This is a genomic window from Sporosarcina newyorkensis (assembly GCF_900167515.1).
Taxonomy (GTDB): domain Bacteria; phylum Bacillota; class Bacilli; order Bacillales_A; family Planococcaceae; genus Sporosarcina; species Sporosarcina newyorkensis.
Genome location: NZ_FUYJ01000001.1, coordinates 399463 through 413337, shown reverse-complemented (window position 1 = coordinate 413337; position 13875 = coordinate 399463). Strand labels below are relative to the sequence as shown.

At 35.3% G+C, this 13875-nt stretch carries 16 protein-coding genes and 1 riboswitch; of the genes, 14 read left to right on the top strand and 2 right to left on the bottom strand.

What is annotated here, in order from left to right:
• Positions 1-316: 316 nt before the first annotated feature.
• Positions 317-580, bottom strand: a complete 264-nt coding sequence (locus B5D59_RS02235; protein WP_078816691.1) for a hypothetical protein — start codon at positions 578-580, stop codon at positions 317-319.
• 240 nt (positions 581-820) lie between these two features.
• Here B5D59_RS02235 and B5D59_RS02230 point away from each other — a divergent pair, with 240 nt between their 5' ends.
• A complete protein-coding gene (locus tag B5D59_RS02230) occupies positions 821-1042 on the top strand; it encodes a hypothetical protein (RefSeq protein WP_078816690.1) in 222 nt (73 codons plus the stop codon).
• A gap of 284 nt (positions 1043-1326) precedes the next feature.
• Here B5D59_RS02230 and murJ read toward each other — a convergent pair whose 3' ends face one another.
• Positions 1327-2610, bottom strand: coding sequence for a murein biosynthesis integral membrane protein MurJ (murJ, locus tag B5D59_RS02220; protein ID WP_078816688.1), 1284 nt, complete (start codon positions 2608-2610; stop codon positions 1327-1329).
• Between the two features lie 1032 nt (positions 2611-3642).
• Positions 3643-3742, top strand: a riboswitch (purine riboswitch).
• Positions 3743-3892: 150 nt separating this feature from the next.
• Between murJ and B5D59_RS02215 the strand changes: the two genes are divergently transcribed.
• The 13 genes from B5D59_RS02215 (at position 3893) to B5D59_RS02150 (ending at position 13623) form a co-directional block, all read left to right on the top strand.
• Positions 3893-5188, top strand: a complete 1296-nt coding sequence (locus B5D59_RS02215; RefSeq protein WP_078816687.1) for an NCS2 family permease — start codon at positions 3893-3895, stop codon at positions 5186-5188.
• Positions 5189-5881: 693 nt separating this feature from the next.
• The gene (locus tag B5D59_RS02210; RefSeq protein WP_245799420.1) at positions 5882-6796 is read left to right on the top strand and encodes a M23 family metallopeptidase; all 915 of its coding nucleotides are present in this window, start codon (positions 5882-5884) and stop codon (positions 6794-6796) included.
• A 105-nt stretch (positions 6797-6901) separates the two neighbouring features.
• Positions 6902-7297: a hypothetical protein gene (locus tag B5D59_RS02205; RefSeq protein ID WP_078816685.1), complete on the top strand. Its 396-nt coding sequence runs from the start codon at positions 6902-6904 to the stop codon at positions 7295-7297.
• Positions 7298-7483: 186 nt separating this feature from the next.
• Positions 7484-7834 (top strand): hypothetical protein, encoded by a 351-nt coding sequence (locus B5D59_RS02200; protein WP_078816684.1) that lies wholly within the window; start codon positions 7484-7486, stop codon positions 7832-7834.
• Between the two features lie 800 nt (positions 7835-8634).
• Positions 8635-9273, top strand: coding sequence for a hypothetical protein (locus B5D59_RS02185; RefSeq protein WP_245799419.1), 639 nt, complete (start codon positions 8635-8637; stop codon positions 9271-9273).
• Positions 9274-9351: 78 nt separating this feature from the next.
• Positions 9352-9936 (top strand): hypothetical protein, encoded by a 585-nt coding sequence (locus B5D59_RS02180; protein ID WP_078816681.1) that lies wholly within the window; start codon positions 9352-9354, stop codon positions 9934-9936.
• A gap of 12 nt (positions 9937-9948) precedes the next feature.
• The gene (locus B5D59_RS18115; protein WP_176132474.1) at positions 9949-10122 is read left to right on the top strand and encodes a hypothetical protein; all 174 of its coding nucleotides are present in this window, start codon (positions 9949-9951) and stop codon (positions 10120-10122) included.
• Positions 10123-10672: 550 nt separating this feature from the next.
• Complete coding sequence (locus tag B5D59_RS18675; RefSeq protein WP_354000718.1) at positions 10673-10744, top strand: hypothetical protein; 72 nt, start codon at positions 10673-10675, stop codon at positions 10742-10744.
• A gap of 38 nt (positions 10745-10782) precedes the next feature.
• Complete coding sequence (locus B5D59_RS02170) at positions 10783-11217, top strand: hypothetical protein (RefSeq protein WP_078816679.1); 435 nt, start codon at positions 10783-10785, stop codon at positions 11215-11217.
• 84 nt (positions 11218-11301) lie between these two features.
• Entirely contained in the window at positions 11302-11862 is a 561-nt protein-coding gene (locus B5D59_RS02165) for a hypothetical protein (protein WP_078816678.1), read from the top strand.
• Positions 11863-11990: 128 nt separating this feature from the next.
• Positions 11991-12260, top strand: coding sequence for a hypothetical protein (locus B5D59_RS02160; protein ID WP_078816677.1), 270 nt, complete (start codon positions 11991-11993; stop codon positions 12258-12260).
• Positions 12260-12829 carry a dihydrofolate reductase family protein gene (locus tag B5D59_RS02155; RefSeq protein WP_078816676.1) on the top strand — a complete coding sequence of 190 codons (570 nt, stop codon included), beginning with the start codon at positions 12260-12262 and terminating at the stop codon, positions 12827-12829. The genes B5D59_RS02160 and B5D59_RS02155 overlap by 1 nt, the downstream gene beginning before the upstream one ends.
• A 143-nt stretch (positions 12830-12972) precedes the next feature.
• On the top strand, positions 12973-13623 hold the full coding sequence (locus B5D59_RS02150; RefSeq protein WP_245799418.1) for a DUF3885 domain-containing protein: 651 nt from the start codon (positions 12973-12975) through the stop codon (positions 13621-13623).
• Positions 13624-13875: the final 252 nt, after the last annotated feature.

Sequence of the window (13875 nt, the reverse complement as noted above, 5' to 3'; positions counted from 1 at the left end):
GCACACGTGCAATCCTTCACTCAAGAAAATCTAAATTGATTCCTTCCAAAGTAAATAGACGATATTCTTTACTAAAGAGTAGCGTCTATTTACTCTTTCCGTATATGTAATTGTGATAGCTGTATATTAAATACTAATATTGGATTTATTCTGACTTCTTAAATGGTAAAATAGATTATAGAGCACATACTTTCTTTATTCAAGCAAATATACACAAACCTATGTTCTTGGATATGGAATAAACTATTCATACCAGTAGATACAAGTGAAGCAATTTATATTGTGCTTTATTTTTATTTTTAATACCTATACCATTCTAACTTTTCTTTGCGTTATTTTCTGAATCCGTTAGTGAGTTTATCAAGCGGAAAAAAAATGCGGCTATTAACATTCCAAAACTTATCACAAGCAATCCCATTCCAAGCCATCTGCCAATTATAAAAGAAGCGACAATTAATAAGATCGTTGACATGACTGTTGAACTAGTTGCTCTTTTTTTATCCTTTAAAATGCCCAAAACTATAAGGTAAATAATAAGGTTACTACCAAAACCAATCCCAATTGGAACTAATATACCCACTCTATTCACCTTTTTCTCATCTTTTTATCGTATAAAAATCGTAACACAAACAGATGTGCACTAACAGCGATAAAGAAGAAAACTAGAGAGATTGTTTTTTGAGCACTTAAAAGAATCAATAAGCTTAGTAAAGAACAGAAACCAATAATTTTATTTATCGACGAGATTTTAAAAGGAACAAACACGATTGAAAGTATCTCCGCATCGCATGATAGTGAGTTAACAGAAATTGCAGGGGAATTGTATAGCAATTATCATTTCAGAGAATCGATTGAAGACGGTAAAGTATTATTTGATTATAAAGTTCACGAAGGACCTTCCACAACAAGGAATGCCATCAAACTGCTGGAGGTTCTAGATTATCCTGAAAGTGTAACTACTCAGACAAATGAGATGGCACGGCATTTCACTGATGTGCATGAATGGGAAAAGATCAGTAACAGATTAACTCAATTGAGTTAACAAGTAGAATGGTGGCAGTTCAACGATTATGAAATCTTCACTCGATGTTTTTGTAAAAAAATTATATCAGACATGGGATCGTGTCTACTGTGGCATTTCTATTCTTAGTTATACTTTTAATTACATATATCAGAAGATTAAGGGGGAAGAATTAAAGAGTATCTTTGAGAAAACCACAATGGAACAGCCTGTGGGTCGTTCCATTGTATCCCTTATCAAGTAAATGAGTGTACACTGCAAATTACTTTATTCATCTATTAGAAAACAAAAAAGAATCTCTCCAATTATAATTTCCACTTTACCCTCGCATATACAACGAGCATCACGAAGTTTGCCGCAGCACTAATAACCGTACCATAAGCAATTGACGACGCACCAAATGAGTCCATCATCAAATAAATAACTGCTACATTAATGCCGAAGACGCTAATCACGCTAAATAGTACCGGCACCATCGAACTGGCTTTTGCATAGTAGAATCGAGTGATGAAGGTATTGGCTGCAAGGAAAAACATTGACAGAGAAAATGCACGAAATATAGGTACTGTCAATAAGACGGATTCTCTTGTGAATTCTCTACGTTCAAAAACGAGACTTATTAGCGGTTCTGCAAAGACGTAAGCGACAACTGTTGCCGGAACAAGTAATGCAAATAGATAAATCATTCCTTTTTTATAAAGTGCACGGATTGTCTCGATGTTGCCTTCTCCCTCTTTTTTACTAAGAAGAGGATAGATGACGGTTGTCACCGCGGTCATCAAGATTGCCTGCGGTAAACCGGTCGACTTCGAAGCAATGTTAACTGAAGTAATCACTCCTTCTCCAAAACGCTCAGATACAATCCGATGAATGAGAATATAGAATTGTAACGAAGCTCCGCCAAACAGTATCGGCAAAGCGATCACCCATAACCTCTTCATATCTTCCGTCATACCAAAAGATGGTTTCAATGAATAAAGTCTCGATCTTCGAAGCCCTATATAAAGAAATCCGCCCATCAACAGTGCACCACATAATGCACCAATCCCAAATGATTCAGGGCCGAAATAACTGGTTAATAAGACAGCAATTCCGACAAAGGCTGTATTGTATAGAAGAACCGCAATACTCGACAGGCTGTATTTCCCGTTTACGTTCAGTACCCCGCTCATCCACGTGGATAGGACTAAAATAATTGAGGACGGCATCATCCAGAGATATAGGGTGCGTAACAATGCATATTCTTCAGGACCCCGGTTTTTGAAGAACAGTTTCAAAGTCGGATCTACAAAGATGATTAATACAGCAGTTACGGAAATTGCAGTTGCAAGAACAGTTGTAAGCGACTTTCGAACATACAAGGCTTTATCAGATGTCGTTGAATGATAGACAGATATAAATGCTGTCGTCAATCCACCACCCACCACAAGATAAATAAAATTTGGAATCGTATACGCTGTTGCAATGGCATCCGCTGTGTTCGACGTTCCATACTGATTCGTTATCACAATTTCCCTATAAAAACCAAGCAACCTGGCCAGTATATTTATGATAGCAACGGCCCCAACAACTTTCATTATTTTACTCATTGAGACAACCTAGCCTTTCTTGAAGGGACAAAATTAACGGCAAGTCTCCTATGTATCGTCATGCAAATACTGTGCGACTTTCATTTACACAGCTGTTCTATAGATTATATCAGAATTGTCTTGCATGCCCATCTTTTTCCTTTCGTAAAGTTGGGGAAATTTGTAGTTGACATCAGAAAGTTGTTAGCTGAATTTTTATTAAGTCTGGTAGCCATCTATTTATTTCCAATAAGTGAGAGAGAAAGGGAACTATTTCTGGTAATATATATATGAATTAGAGTTTTGGTAAATGGGTAAACCGAAGTTGAAACCAGCGCTTCCAAGCCTTCGTATATAAGCTAAAGGGGGGTATTGAGATGATAAATAAAGCTTGGATATTTTCTGTATTCACTCTACTTTCTATAACAATGTTACTGATTTATGATTTCTTTCCTGAGTTAAACAAATTTTTACGACTATCAACACCAATTTTCATTGGACTATTTCTAATGATCTTATTTTCTGGATTCTATTTAAATCGTATTAAAATGAATCTTCCTTGCCATTCAATTTGGCATGGCAAGTTACACTTACATCGTATTTGTTCATTTTAATTATAGTATTTACATTGCTTGGGGGCGTTTCCCAAGTAGGAATATCTTTGTCCAATCCTATTCTATGGATTGTTCTTATGTTTACTGTTGTTGAAGATATCAGGCAGTATAGGAAAATGAAAAATGCTCAATCGAATTTAACTCCATAAATACGTTTTTATGGCATGTTGGTTTTAGAAAGGGTGAAGATAATACTGCAATCGATCGCTTTAAATAACTTACCGATGCTAAAGCACCCACGTTATAACTAGATGCTTGGGTAGTAATATAGATTTCCCCAGCTTTTGTGCTCAGTTGTTTTACTGTAGTTTTTTTGTAGATCTAGTATCTGATCAATTTTTGTTTCGTTTCGAATATTTTTCTTCGTCAATGGCATAAATAAATTCCAATTTATGCCATTGACGATTCGCATGAAACTTGATATTATTTTCCTATTGTTTTTAAAACAAAAGATATACCTTGTATAAATTCAAGAAGATGGCTTGAAAGTTTCTACCAGCTACCGATATTAGCTGACTACAAGGAATGGGAAAATACTGGTATATTTTACTTCCTTTATGTAGAAAAGCTTTGGCCAACTAGTGGTCGAAGCTTTTTTTACATTATAGGGAAATAAATGAATTATTTCTAAAATGACAGGTAGGCACATTCCCGTTCAATCTTTAATTTAGCAAATAGGAGATTCCAATATGAAAAACTTTTTTAAATTTGCAGAACGGGGTACTTCCTATAAAACGGAAACACTCGCAGGGATTACGACCTTCTTATCGATTGCCTATATTTTGATCGTCAATCCGATTATCCTTAGTCAATCTGGAATGGATCACGGGGCTGTATTCACCGCAACTGCGCTTACTGCAATTATCGGCACACTGCTGATGGGGGTACTTGCGAACTTCCCGATCGCCATTGCACCGAGTATGGGATTAAACTCATTCTTTACTTTCTCAGTATGTATTGGAATGGGCATTGATTGGCAAGTCACTTTAACGGGGGTTTTTGTTGCCGGCATTATTTTTATGCTATTAAGTTTATTTAAAATCCGTGAGAAGATTATTAATATCATCCCAATCGATTTGAAATATGCGATCGCTTCGGGTATTGGATTCTTTATCACATTTGTCGGGTTAAAAAATGGTGGCATTGTGGTCGGTAATCCAGATACAATTGTGTCGATTGGCGATTTAACGTCACCGATGACACTACTAGCTGTTCTAGGTCTTATTCTGACGATTATTATGTTAGTACGCGGCATTAATGGCGGTATTTTCTACGGTATGGTTATTACAACGATTGTTGGTATGATTTTCGGATTAATCGAAGTGCCTGCATCGATGGTTGGCAGTATCCCGAGCATGGAACCAACATTTGGTGTTGTGTTTGGCCATTTAGATGAGATTTTCACGCCAGAGCTCCTGACAGTTATTTTCACGTTCTTAATTGTAGCCTTTTTTGATACAGCGGGTGCATTAATTGGCTTAACGAGTCAAGCAGGCATGATGAAAGACAATAGGATTCCGAATATCGGTAAAGGCTTGCTTGCCGATTCGGCTGCGGGTGTAATTGGCGCTGTTTTAGGTACATCAACACCTGCGACCAGCGTTGAATCTTCAGCTGGTATTGCTGTCGGAGGAAAAACCGGCTTTACCTCTGTCGTGATTGCTGCTTGTTTTGTCGTTGCTTTATTCTTCTCACCACTTGTTCACGTTATTTCAGTGGAAGTGACATCAGCTGCATTAATTATTGTAGGTGCACTAATGGCCATGGAAATCCGTAGAATCAACTGGACAAAGTTAGAAATCGTGATCCCGTCATTTTTAACAATTATTATGATGCCGCTAACTTCCAGTGTGGTCATCGGAATTGGGTTAGGTTTTGTTCTGTATCCAATTTGTTTAGTCGCACAAAAGCGTTCTAAACAAGTGCATCCAATGATGTATGTGCTCTGCCTGTTATTCCTTTTATACTTTGCTTTTATCGTGTAGGAGTACAAGGAGAATGCAGTTGCGGGGAGATAGAGAGCGACGCCTGAAGGAACATAATGACCTCCATTCTTTTTAGGCAACGAAATTAATGGATTTCAACCATAGAAGACATAGGTTAGTTCAGCTAATCTATGGCTTTTTTACCTCATAGATAACTTAGAAATCCTATTGTAAGTAAGATTATTAAATAATTTTATTTCAATAGTTTTTACAGGGATATTTCTTGTCGTTTGCATCAGTTTGATTCAATTAAGTTAACGGCCAATGTGGTGATAGTTCAACTAACGGATAAGATTAGGAAACCTTTACTCGGTGTTTCCCGTATCACTAGTAGGTAGGAATGGGTCAGTTAGGATAAAAGTTTTAAAAAACACGTGGCTTTGCTATTCTTGGTTATACTTTTAGTTACGTATATCAGTAAATTAAGATTGAAAAAGGAAGAGACGATTTTCAGAATTTCAATAAAAGATATGAAAGCGATCAAGGAGTAATTGGGGAATCATTGAAGGTTATTCAATGATCTATATTCCGTAAACAAGTACACTAACTGAAATGTAAACGCTTCATTAAAATGATTGGATCGTCTAAGAAAAAAATGCCAGGAAGGAAATGGGTTTATTGGTTGAGAAATCTAGTGTTGATTGTGTAACGCCTACTAATTTTGGTCTTTTATTTCTTAATGGTGACAGCGAGTTGATTTACAAACAATGTATAAAAGACTTTCAAAGACTGACTACAGCCGATCAATTTGAGGAACTAATCACTAGCTTTAATGAAAATGTGACAAGTTATTCAGTGAAATTCACTTCTCAATTTGGCCCGCTCACACATTATATTTGGGTGGATGCTGCTGAACGTAAAGCTATATCTGTATATTTTGATGAGGAAAACCAAATCCACAGATTGCTAATGAAACCTTATGAAAAATATCCTCAAACTGATGCAATTTATTCGAAGCAAACTTATACGATGCCGGTTAAAGAAGAATGGACGGTCTTTTGGGGAGGTGCCAATGAATTCTTGAACTATCATTATGTATATGAAAATCAAAGATATGCCTATGATTTGGTTATTACTCACAATGGAGACACTTTCAGCAACAATCGACTGAAAAATGAAAACTTCCATGCCTTTTCAAAGAATGTGTATGCTCCCGATGATGGAAAGGTCATTAAAACGGAGAATAACATACGTGAAAATATTCCGGGAGAGATGAACGAAGAGGACTTTTTAGGTAATTATGTGATTATTAAGCATGAAGTAAATGAATATAGCCTAATCGCGCACTTGAAAAGGCATAGTATTACTGTACAAGAAGGTGCAAATGTTAAAACCGGTGAATTGATTGGACTGTGCGGCAACTCGGGGAATTCTTCGGAACCACATATCCATTTCCAATTAATGAACAATGCTTCTATTTCAACGGGGCAGTCGATTCGCATGAAATTTCATGACGGCAAAGAACCCATCCAAGGAGATCTCGTGAATTTTTCGGCTGCTGTAAAAGAACAGAAGCTGGACAGATTGGATAAAGCCGAGATGGCCTTCTCCTTGTCGGATATTTTACTATTCATACCTCGCCTAATTGCTTCTTATTTCAAGTCGTGAACAGCAACCTTGGTTGATAGTTTGATTGGAAGGAAATTATTCTCGAATCAAAAGTGACGAGATCCATCAATTAAGCTTTTCTAAAAGCAAAGGGAGGCGATTTTAATGAAACGTTTCTTTTACTATTCTGCTTGGACCATTGGGATTGGTCTAATCATTTACTTAGGAATGAAATGGGAGTTCCGGTTAAAAGAAACAGCAAGCACGGATTTTAATATCCTTCCGGTTGTCCTGTTTTCTGCAATTTTTCCTATTGTACTAGGGATGCTATTACGATTACCGCAGCTGTTTATTGAAATAAAGGAAAATAAAAGATGGACGTTCGATTGGACTAAATTTCTTGCAGTTGCATTGCCGGCTCTATTAATAGTAGTTCTGCATATTTTATCTTACTTAGCAATCTTGCCTGTTGTACATTTACTATTAATCGGCGGCCAAACACTCGTAACAGTAGCAGGAATCGTTTTCGGGTACACGTTGCTAGACAGTTTTAAAAAATAACTATAGTCCTTCTCGGGCGCTAATCTGACATAGGGATTAGCGTTAATGCTATAAATAAAGGCGATATTGCTGGAACAATGCATTGTAACTTTTCACGTCAAACCGTGAAACGGATAACCCAACTGAAACCCTTAGCTCACAGAAATTCAAGTTATGTCTCCATTAAATTAAAGGAGTGAAATTAAAATGAACGGAGATGCTCTGGTTTGGATTGTTTTATTTCTGTCTATTGTAATCTGTGATTATGTAGCAGTGTATTTATACAAACAAAAGAGATTCCCTTTATGGCTTTCTGCAATTGGTATGGCACTTTTAGTTCCGGTAATCGTCTTTTCCTTTGTGTCTGTTGGGGTTAGTTATAATAACATCGTTGGGCTTGAACCGGATGACACAGGTGAAGGGGTAGCTTTTGCCGGAGGATTTATAGCAGTAGTCCTTGGATTACATTCGATTATTGTGTTTGTTATAGGGGCCATAGTAAGTATTTATAATTTCACAAGAAAAACACAAAAAGTCAAAAAAGATCATGTGTTATAAACGCATGATTTTTTATATTTTGCATGCAAAACACATAACTGCTCGCACATGATATTTATCAAAGCAACTCCCGCTAAGGGCATTTTTATAGGATTAAGTAGCGTACGGTTTTCAATATCAAATTAAATTATGAAACTTTCACTTGATGTTTTCCGTACCAATAGTTGGAAGGAAAGGATTGGTGAGGTTGAAGATTTATAAACAGACTGCGTTTTATACCGTTATCTTTTGTATAATATTGTCTTTAAATGCTCTTATTTTCAACCCGCGAAATATCACGAACATTTTTGAAAAAGGGATTTTACCCGGCGTGGGAGTTCTCATGTCTGCTGTGGCATTATTATTTTTAATTATACTTTTCGTCACGTATATCAGTAGATTTAGAGCGAAAAACAAAGAGGTATAACTTTCATTATCATGCCAATTAATAAAACAGAAAAAGATCGGTGGCATTCCTATGTACTTCACTCAATTGTATTTATTTACGTTATCAGCATTTGTGAGTTCAGTTGGCGGTTTTATTTTTTATAAATTAAGCAATAAGTTTCTGTTTCCTAAAAAACTTAGTTATATATTGGGAGGCGTAGTGTCCTTACTATTAAGCTATAGTTTTGCACTATTGTTTATCTTACCTTTACTTTATTATGGGCTTCTCATTGGATTAGCAGTTTACATTTTATTTCTTGTATTATCAGAAAAAAAGTCATAAAAGTGTTTGTGTCAAATGGGCATGAGAGCTGAACAAATAAATGCTACATTTTAACCGGATTGTGAAAATGTCTAGTACCAGGAGGGCTATGTTGAAAATAACCAATATAGTGCTACCAATCATGGGCACAGTAGCAGGTATTATGTTGCTAGTCACAAAAAAATTATTATTTTCTATTACTAGTCAGTTGATACTTAGATCGGACCATTTTCTAAGAAGAAATTCGATTGGCAAATTGAATAATTTAGGGAGAAGATTTGGAATGAAATATTTTGTAGATGATGACCATTGGGATCTATTGGGCTACGTAGAGGAATTAAAAAAGATCTTACCTAGATTTAATAAAGAGACCTCAAATTTTTTGAAAAAACACTCATTCCATGATGGAAAGGTCGTTTCCATTACGGCTGTAAATCAGGAAAACGGTCAAACAAAGGACCCTACCACCATTAAAATGGTCATTGAGCAATATGAAGAGGGTGCGGGGATATTTGAAATACAATGGTTAAACGTCCGTAAGTTTTTGATGGATTTTGGTATAACACGAAATGTTTACGGTAATAAGCCCAATGAAATTGTCTTCGGCGGAAGAAAAGGACTTGATGATTGGGGTTATGATGAAATTCTACCGTTGAGTAAAAAAAAATTACAACATGAAATATTTTTATTTTCACAAACGAAAATACTTATACATTGCTCTGATATTAAAATCAGAAAAATTAAGACCTAGAAAACAAGATGATTTTTTTCCAAATTCCGACCTTTTATTAGCATTAAAAAGTGTCTGTTTTTATCATTGGAGCATTTGTTGAAATTCAAAAATAGTATGTTCATTACTAAACTAGGGGGAATCCTTCTGGGAGAGACTATTCTTTATGGATTTTTTCTTGTCACTGTATATGGCATTTTAATTTTAGTCTATATTTTTCCAAAAGAAAGTCTGTTGTTGTTCGGTAGATCGAAGTGTAAAATTGAACCTAAATTCTCAGATTTTAGGATTCGTTTGAACAAGTTTCTTGCGCTCACGGTTATCCTCTTTTTAACATTTATGACAGTTAGCATGTTTGTCGACAATGTAGGTGTACGTATGGTATTTGTATTTTTGTTTGGCGCCTACCTAAAAGTGGAAAAAGGAGAACAAGAGAAATTTAGAGTGGAGTTAAAATATCCTACTATTGTATTTGGCTTATGTACACCTGTTTTAGTTTTACTGCTATTATTTTCTGGCATCTTTTCAGCAACGAAGCCGATTCAACATATTGGGACGATATTGTTGATCATTAGTTGTTTATCACTATTTACTTTAAGCTCATTAGGGCGGAATCGAATGAAGAATTGGGCTCTTTCCTGGTCATTTGTTGGCCAAAGGTCTCCTGGATTCTTGATTCACTGAGGGGGGAATGCTGTGAAAAAGGGAAGCGTTGGAATGATAATATTCACTTGTATATTTGTTATGCTCATAATGCTGTTGTTTGAATTTTTAATTCCTACTACTAGGATTATCCGAGTAATAATTGCTGGGTTATCAGCTTTAGTCGGTGGTTTGATAGGAAATAAATTATTTCCAAATAAAGAATGAAAGAACTATGTCCCATTTTTTAGTACTTATATTTATAAAGAAATGGTTATGTTCCCTAAATAGAGAGAGACAATAAACCTTTAATAAGATTTCAATAAATACATAGCAAGAAGATACAAATCAAATCTGTCGGTGATAAAGTGAATAAAAAAGTATTCAACATATTCGGTTGGGTATTGCTTATAGGGTTGGGTGGTTCGTGGATCTGGTTTGGTTATTTGGATATCTACTTATTATGGCTCCCCGTGACGTATCTCTGTTTTGCCATTAGCGATGGTCGTATCAAGAGATTAAAGAAGATGAAAAAGCTATCCGTATCTCAATATTTACAGCTTGTCTTTTCATTTATTTTGTTTGTAATGGTGGCATATGTCCTTATTCAACTAGCTAATTACTTGATCAGGGATGTTTTGCATCTTCACGGATCGCTTAAAACCTTTAGTCAAATAATTGCAGTCATTCTTGTGTTATACCCTGTTAAATTTATGTTTGGCAGTATAATTTATAAAGTGAATGAAGAATTAAATTCCAAAAATTAAGGCTAGAGGAATTGAAGAGAACTCCAACAGGTAATTTTAGTGATGCTTTTAATAGGGCTTATATTGGTAGACTTGAAAAGTAATTTAGAGTCTAATTAAAAATATTGGTGGGGATCAGAGGTTGGAGCATCTTAAAATAAATGGATACATTGTCAAGGTGGATAAAAGGAAAACAAAGGAGTTATATAAGGAACTTCCACTTGTTTCAGAAAAAGCCCATTGTGGATGTCCTGAGTGTTCATATTACGCCAGGGCGATTATGCAAACAACACCTGATATTAAGCAGTTTTTTGATCAGCTTGGTATTGACCCAAGAAAGGAAGCAGAGGTATGGAGAGCTGCTAAAAATGAGGATGGAACATATTATTATGTAGCCGATTATCATTTTATGGGGGAGATTCAGGATGTGAGTGAATTGGATTGGATCGAAATAGATGGAGCATTTTTTGGCTTAACAAATTTTACAGGAAACTTGCATTCATCAATGATACCGGATACTTTTCTTTCACCTATAGTTGAATTGATTGTAAGGATAAATTTACGTAGTGATTTCTAGTTTCCGAACTTTGAGAAGGTTATCACCAAAAATATTGGAACGTTTTCTAATTGTATAAGTAGATAGTGAGGAGGGCTTATTTTGATGAACAAGAAGAAACAAGTAATCAAATTATCGTTTATAAGCTTAATGCTCGTGCTATCTGGAGTTTTATTAGCTGCTTGCTCAAAGGCGGGCGCAGAAGATGTAAATGTAGGAGTTATAAAAAATGTTTTGGAACTTCAATTCAATGGTCCAGACGAGAAATTTATGGCACTTATTCATGATCCTACGTATACGACCGTTGTAGAAGGTTATGGAGTGAACTCTGAGTTGGATAAGTATGTACAAGAAGTATATGGTCCTTACTTTACAGAGTTATATGTCGAAACCTTTCTTAACACTATTGGATTGAATTATCCAGTTACAGCTTATAACTCAGGAAATAAGTTGAATTTAAAAGATGCGGTTATTGAGAAATCGAAGGAAGCTTCCAATCGCTATACATTCTCAGCAACAGTCGGATATCAGAAAGATGGAGAGAAAGAAAAATCTGCTGAGGTATCAGGTGTCGTTCTCTTTTCTACAAAGGAAAAAGGGAAAATCGGTAAGTTTGAATATGAGGATGACAATGGTTTTTCTGAAGAATTAACGGCAAATGAATAATTGTTTTAATGCGTAAGCATCAGAAGTATTATCATTCCAACAATCGGGCCATTTAGCGAAATAAATAGCCGTGGCTGTCTATTGCTAGGTATATATGATGAACAAAAACACAGAAGGGCTTGAGTAATATGATGATTTTAGCACCTTTTTTAACAGCTGTTATATTGGGGAGTATTATATTGTTGATTACTTGGTGGTTTAAGAAGATGCACTTTTCTTTGTTTGTTCAGACATTACCCGGAATCTTAACAGCTATAACGGCGATTGTTCTGTTTTACATTGGTTTTGTAAACATTAAGGGATTCGAAGGAGCAGCTTACGGATTTCTTGCTTTCTTTTTAATTAGTTTTGCAGCTATTTCTTTTGAAATGGCCAAGAAGAACAAGGAGGAAAAGTAATGTCCAATAAAGTAAAATCAAGAAAAATAATTTTAGATTTAGCCGTTACTCTAGATGGATTTATTGAAGGAAAAAATGGGGAAGTTGATTGGTGCATAATGGACCCTGAAATGGAGTTTACTAATTTCCTACATCAAATCGATACAATTTTATATGGAAGAAAAAGTTATGATTTATGGGGACAATATACTCCCACAATCAAAGCTGCTGATGATGAAAAAGAAATGTGGGAGTTGATTCACAGTAAGGAGAAATATGTATTTTCCAGAACGCAAAAAGGGTCTAACAATAAAGCACTATTTGTGAATAAAAATATATCCGAAGAAGTAAAAAAATTAAAGAGTAAGCCTGGTAAAGACATCTGGTTATACGGTGGGGCAAGCCTCATCACCACTTTTATGGATTTAGGGCTTGTTGATGAATTTAGATTATCTGTTCACCCTGTGGTTTTGGGGGAAGGGAGACCACTGTTTATTGATATAGGACAGAGGTTGAATTTGAAATTGATTAATACCACAACTTATTCCTCCGGCGTTGTACAATTAATCTACCATTTGGATAGAAATTAAATACAAAAATGTCAGTAGGCAATATTCGTTAGTAAATTTCACAACAATCGTGTGCAATTCTTGAACGAGAATTCTCGCTTGTTCAGAAATAGAGCCAAATTGTTAAAAGAGGATTGTCCTGTTAAAAGAAATGAGGATGGAATATGTCAGTAGATCAATATATGCAAGAAAAGTTTCCTAACTTAAAACTTAGACCACCTCTATTTTATAATTGGAGTATTGGTATTCGCTATGAATTAGGAGTGAATTACGAATTAGAAAATATTCATGAAAGCCATTCTTATTTAGAAGAGGTTTATAAAAGAGCGAGTACTTTATTTAAATCTATCCATTCGTCGAATGATGATGTTTACATCGTAGTGGATGTGAATGACTTTGGGGAGCACAAAGCTTACAAGAGAAAATTAAACATCTTTTCTAAGTATGTAAAGGAAAAAGCAATCCTATTTAAGTTACAACACCATATAATTCCTAACATTTTTCCAGAAGATGACGAGGAAGGAACATATAGCACACATAGATTCAGTTTAAAATGTAAAGTATCTGATTTTAACTACTCTCCTATGCTTAAAGCAATTTGCAACCAAGATATGGGAGTAAGGCCAAGTATTTTTCACAGAATATATTTTATCAATGTCAGTAAAAACACGATCTTTCACATATATGATGATCGTGGTTGTGATTTGCTAGCTAACTCACTGGATGCAATTCGAGGTAATTTTGAAGAATACAATGAATGGATATTAGATTATGACCGAGACGAGATTGATAACATCTTTAAGAAGAGCCACTGAATTACTCGAACAATCATATGTCAGAATCGATTCAGACTTTAAAGCAACATATGACCAAATTTTTCTTAAGTGGTAGGAAAGAATAAGAAGAGATTTTAAATGACATGAGCTATAATGAGACATTTAATCGCTTTTCTCTCTATTTTTTAGCGATGTTGATTTCCCCCATACTTTTTGGGGTTCTCTTGGCAATCTATTCAATAACATTTTTACAAGATTCTTGGAATTTCGGTCCAGCCATAATGGTAGTGA

Excerpts from the sequence above, each read along its gene's own strand:
- B5D59_RS02160 (WP_078816677.1), top strand. The coding sequence starts at position 11,991 with ATGATGATTTTAGCACCTTTTTTAACAGCTGTTATATTGGGGAGTATT.
- B5D59_RS02205 (WP_078816685.1), top strand. The coding sequence starts at position 6,902 with ATGAAACGTTTCTTTTACTATTCTGCTTGGACCATTGGGATTGGTCTA.
- B5D59_RS02155 (WP_078816676.1), top strand. The coding sequence starts at position 12,260 with ATGTCCAATAAAGTAAAATCAAGAAAAATAATTTTAGATTTAGCCGTT.
- B5D59_RS02150 (WP_245799418.1), top strand. The coding sequence starts at position 12,973 with ATGTCAGTAGATCAATATATGCAAGAAAAGTTTCCTAACTTAAAACTT.
- murJ (WP_078816688.1), bottom strand. The coding sequence starts at position 2,610 with ATGAGTAAAATAATGAAAGTTGTTGGGGCCGTTGCTATCATAAATATA.
- B5D59_RS02215 (WP_078816687.1), top strand. The coding sequence starts at position 3,893 with ATGAAAAACTTTTTTAAATTTGCAGAACGGGGTACTTCCTATAAAACG.
- B5D59_RS02165 (WP_078816678.1), top strand. The coding sequence starts at position 11,302 with ATGAACAAGAAGAAACAAGTAATCAAATTATCGTTTATAAGCTTAATG.
- B5D59_RS02200 (WP_078816684.1), top strand. The coding sequence starts at position 7,484 with ATGAACGGAGATGCTCTGGTTTGGATTGTTTTATTTCTGTCTATTGTA.